Source organism: Corallococcus sp. AB018, assembly GCF_003986945.1.
Taxonomy (GTDB): Bacteria; Myxococcota; Myxococcia; order Myxococcales; family Myxococcaceae; genus Corallococcus; species Corallococcus exiguus.
In genome coordinates this window covers 1-4,725 of the sequence record NZ_RAWR01000378.1, presented here as the reverse complement: position 1 = coordinate 4,725, position 4,725 = coordinate 1, and the positions used below count along the sequence as shown (strand labels likewise).

Annotated in this window: 1 protein-coding gene; it reads right to left on the bottom strand. The window is 70.6% G+C overall.

Going from position 1 to position 4,725, the window contains the following annotated elements; translation table 11 throughout:
* A partial coding sequence (locus D7Y11_RS41725) for a response regulator (RefSeq protein WP_233607575.1) occupies positions 1–4,515 on the bottom strand: 4,515 nt, incomplete at its 3' end.
* Positions 4,516–4,725 lie beyond the last annotated feature (210 nt).

Below are 4,725 nucleotides of genomic sequence, written 5' to 3'. Positions count from 1 at the left end.
CTCCGGGGCCTCCTCGTCCACGGGGACGGGGGTGGGCGCGGCAGCGGCCTTCTTCGCGGCGGGCTTGGCGGCGGCCTTGGCCGGGGGCTTGGCGGCGGCCGGGATGACCGGGTTCGCCTGGACGGTGGCGGCCAGGTGCTCTTCCTCGGTGGCCTTGGCGCTGGCCTTCGCGGCGGGCGCGGCAGCGGCGGCCGGAGCCTTGGTCTTGTAGCGGGCCAGCTCCAGCTCGGCGACCTTGAGCGCCTTGCTCTTCTCCTGGACGGACGTCTGGAGGCGGGCGACTTCCTGCGCCTTGATGGCCTCGCGGCGCTCGAGCTCCGCCTTCTGCTTGGCGTTGAGGTCCTCCAGCTCCTTGGCCTGACGGGCCTCCAGGTCCTTGCGGTCCTTCTGCGCCGTGGCGAGCTTCGCGGCCGCCTCGTTGGCCTTGGTCTCCGCCGCGGCGACGCGGGCGTTGAGGTCCTTCTCCGCGCGGGCGCGGGTGCTCTGGGCGTTCTCCAGCGCCAGCTCCAGGTCCTGGGCCTTCTTGGTGCGGGTCTGCACCTGGGCCTGGGCCTCCTTGAGCTTCGCCTCCGTGTCGGCGGCGAACTTCTGGGCCTCCTGGGACAGCTGCGTGATGCGCTGCTCCGCCTTCGCGAGCTTCGCGGCCAGGTCGTCCGACTGCTTCTTCGCCTCGGCGGCGGAGGCCTGGGCCTGCTGGGCCTGCTGCTGGGCCTGGGCCTGGGCCTGCTGGAGCTGTCCGGCCAGTCCGTCGCGCTCGCTGGTGAGCTTCTTCTGCTGCTGCGCGCCCTGCTGCAGCTGCGAGTCTCGGTCCGCGATGGCCTTGCGCGCCCCGTCCAGCTCGCCGGAGACGTTGGCGACCTGCTGGTTGAGCGCGTCCGCCTGCTTCTTCGCCTCGGAGGCCTGCTGCTCCAGCTGACCTTCCAGCTGCTTCACGTGCTCCGTGCGGGTGGAGACCTCGCGGTTGAGCACCTCCGCCTGACGCATCTTCTCCTGCGTCACGTGCGTGAGCTTGCGGAGCGTGTCCGACAGCTCCTTGCCCTTGGTGTCGACCTCGTTCTGGAGGAGCTCCTCACGGCGCTGCGACTCGTGGGTGAGCGTCTGGAGGCGGTCCTCCAGGTCGTGCCGCGCGTCCTCCGTCTGCGCGAGCTTGGAGGACAGCTGCGTGACTTCCGACACGCGCGTGCCCAGCTCGTGCTTGGTGACGATGAGCTGCTCGGCCAGGTCCTCGCCGTTGGCCTGGGCCTCGGTGAGCTGGCGCGTGAGCTCCGCCTGGGCGCTGGCGGCGGCCTGGCGGGACTGCGCGTGGGTCTGCTCCTCGCGGGCCAGCGCGTCCTGGGTGCTGGCGAGCTGGCCCTGCGTGTCGGCCAGCTGCTGCGACGTGGCGTTCAGCTCCGCGAACAGATTGTCGCGCTCGCCGGTGAGGGCGTTGATGCGCGCGGTGGTCTCTTCCGCGAGCGCCGCGTGGGCGGTGCGCTCCGCGTCGTAGCTGCCCTGCGTCTCCGACAGGTCCGCGCGCAGCTGGCCAATCTGGCCGGTGAGGTCCTGCTCCAGCGAGTCCTTCGCCGCGTTGAGCGCCTGCAGGTCCGCGATGCGCGCGTCGCGCTCCTCGGTGGTGCGGGCGAGGAGGCCGTTGGTCTCCTGGAGGATGTCGCGCGTCTCGTTGAGCTCCGCGTCCAGTTCGTCGCGGTGCGAGGTGACCTTCGCCAGGTCGGCGCGCGTCGACTCCAGGGTCTCCTGGGTCTGCGTCAGCGTCTGGCTGGTGGCCTCCAGCTCACCGCGCGTCTCCGCGAGCGTGCCTTCCGTGCTGGAGAGCGTCGCCTGCGTGTCGGCGAGCGTCCCTTCCGTTCGCGCCAGCGTGTCCTGCGTCTGGGCGAGCGTCGCCTCGGTGGTGGCCAGCGTCTGGCTGGTGGCCTCCAGCTCGCCCTGGGTGGACGCGAGCGTCCCTTCCGTCTGCGCGAGCTTTGCCTGCGTGTCCGTCAGCGTCTGGCTGGTGGCCTCCAACTCGCCACGGGTCTCCGCGAGCGTACCTTCCGTGCTGGAGAGCGTGGCCTGCGTGTCGGAGAGGGTCTGGCTGGTGGCGTCCAGCTCACCGCGCGTGGTGGAGAGCGTCTCCTCCGTCTGCGCGAGCCGGGACTGGGTGTCGGCCAGGGTCTGGCTGGTCGCCTCCAGTTCGCCGCGCGTCTCCGCCAGCGTGCCTTCCGTGCTGGAGAGGGTGGCCTGCGTGTCGGCGAGCGTGGCCTCCGTGCGCGCCAGCGTGCCCTGCGTGTCCGCGAGGGTCGCCTCGGTGGTGGCCAGCGTCTGGCTGGTGGCGTCCAGCTCACCGCGCGTGGTGGAGAGCGTCTCCTCCGTCTGCGCCAGGCGCGTCTGCGTCTCGGAGAGCTGCTGGCTGGTGGCCTCCAGCTCGCCGCGCGTCTCGGAGAGGGTGGCCTCCGTGTTGGAGAGCGTGCCCTGCGTCGCGGAGAGCTGCTGGCTGGTGGCTTCCAGCTCGCCGCGCGTCTCCGCGAGGGTGGCTTCCGTGCTGGAGAGCGTGTTCTGCGTCTCGGAGAGCTGCTGGCTCGTGGCCTCCAGGTTGCCGGTCAGCTCGGAGATGCGCGCGTCGCGGTCGGCGACGTCCGTCTGCAGGCCCTCGATGGTTCCGTCGCGCTGGGTGACGGTGTCCTCGAGCGAGGCCACGCGCGCGGAGAGCTGTTCGCCCTGGCGCTGGGAAGCGTCCAACTGCTCGGTGAGCGCCTGAATCTGGCCGTTGAGGTCCGCCTCCAGGGCGTCCTTCGCCGCGCGCAGGTCCTCCAGCTGGCTGGTGAGGTCCTGCTCCAGCGCGTCCTTGGCCTGCTGCAGCGCCTGGATCTCCGCGGTCAGCTCGTTCTCGCGGTCCTCCAGGTGCGTCTTGACGGCCTCGACTTCACCTTCCAGCTCACCGATGCGCTCGCGGTGCTGCTGGATGGTGGCGTTGAGCTCCGCCTCGCTGTTCTCGTTGCGGGCGATGGTCTCCTGCAGCTCGCGGTCGAGCGCGGAGATCTTCCCGTCCCGCTCCTCCACGCGCTGCGTGAGGTCCGCCTCCAGGGCGTCCTTGTCCAGCCGGAGCTGGTCGCGCTCGCCGGTGACGCGCGCGATGTCGGACTCCAGGTCCGCCACCTGCTGCGTGAGGCGCTGCTCCAGGGCGGCGCGCTCGGCGTTGAGGCGCTCAATCTCCGCGTCCGAGCGGCTGGCGTGCTCCTCCGCCGTGGTGGACCGGGCCTCCAGGCCGCGCACGGTGGCGTCGCGCTCCTGCTCCGTCTGCGTCAGCCGCTCCTGGAGGGCCTGCAGCTCGCCGTCCAGTTCGGCGTAGCGCTGGTCGCGCTCGCTGACGGTGCGGGACAGCTCGGACTCGAACTGGTCGCCGCGCTCGCGCAGCTGGAGGATGTCCGCCTCATTGGCGCGGACGGTGTCCTGGAGCTTCTGCTCCTTGACCTCGAACTCCAGCGTGACGACGCCGAGGTGCTTCTCCAGCTTGTCGAACTCGTTGCGCCAGCTCTCCAGGTCCGCGCCGCGCCGGGACAGCTCCTCGTCGCGGAGGTTGACCTCCTTGCGCAGGACGTTGATGTCCTTTTCCTTGGAGGCGACGACCTCGATGAGGTCCTTCTCCGAGGAGAACTTCTGGAGGAGCAGGTCGTCGACGGTGGCGCCGTGCTCGCGCTCCTTCTGGACGATGGACTGCTGCGCGTCGTTGAAGCGCCGCAGCAGGTCGTCCACCTGCATCTTCAGGCCCTGCAGCTCCACGTCCTTCTCGTGGAGGCGGTCCTCCACGGAGAGCAGCTCGCGCTCGCGGACGCTCCAGATTTCCGACAGGCGCGCGAGCTGGGCTTCACGCGTCTTCAGCTCGTCCCGGAGGATCTGGACCTTGCCCTCGGGCGTGCCCATCAGCTCGCGGCGCGGGGGCGGGCGCTTGAGCTGACGCGACTCCGCCAGCAGTTCCGCCTTGCGGTCCGCGATGGACGAGAAGGCCCGGTCCATGAAGGCCTTGTCCTCGTCCGTCATGGCGCTGCGGCGCTCGCGCTTGGGCAGCTTGGGCGGAGCGCCCGTGCGCACGCCGGGCATGGGCGGCGGGGCTTCACGCGGGGCGCCGGAGAGCGCGGCGTCCAGGTCCGCGTCCGAGTCGTCGGAGCCGGGCGGCACGATGCCCGCGCTCATGGAGGCCAGCTCGCCCATCTCGAACGGGATGACGAGGTAGCCGTCCGCGGCGGCCGGCGTCTCACGGTGCTTGTTCAGACCCTCCACGCCGGAGTCGGAGGAGAGCAGGAGGACCTTGAGGTTCTGGCCCCACTTGCCCTTCTTGATCTGCCCACAGAGGGCGAAGCCGGACTGGTCCGGCAGCTCCGCGCGCACGACGACGAGGTCCGGTCGGCGCTTCTCCAATTCCCGCTGCGCGTCTGACGCAGTGGTGGCCATGGCCGTGTTGTAGCCCGCGCTCTTGAGCACGGAGGCCATGCTGAGTGCGAAGTCGTTCTGGCTTTCGACGATGAGGACGCGACGCTCCATGAAGCCCTTCACCCAGCAAAAAGTGCAGTGAAAACCGCCACATCCTATCGGGCGGGCACAAGGCTTGGGAAGTTTCCGAGCAGTGCTCGGTCGGCTGCCTCACGAGTTCTTGCCGCGAACCGCTCCCTGGCCGACAGGGGGGCCCGACTCGGGGGGCACGCCTGCTTCCGGATCCCGCCCGGGGAAGTTGGTGGGTGGGGTGGGCCGGGT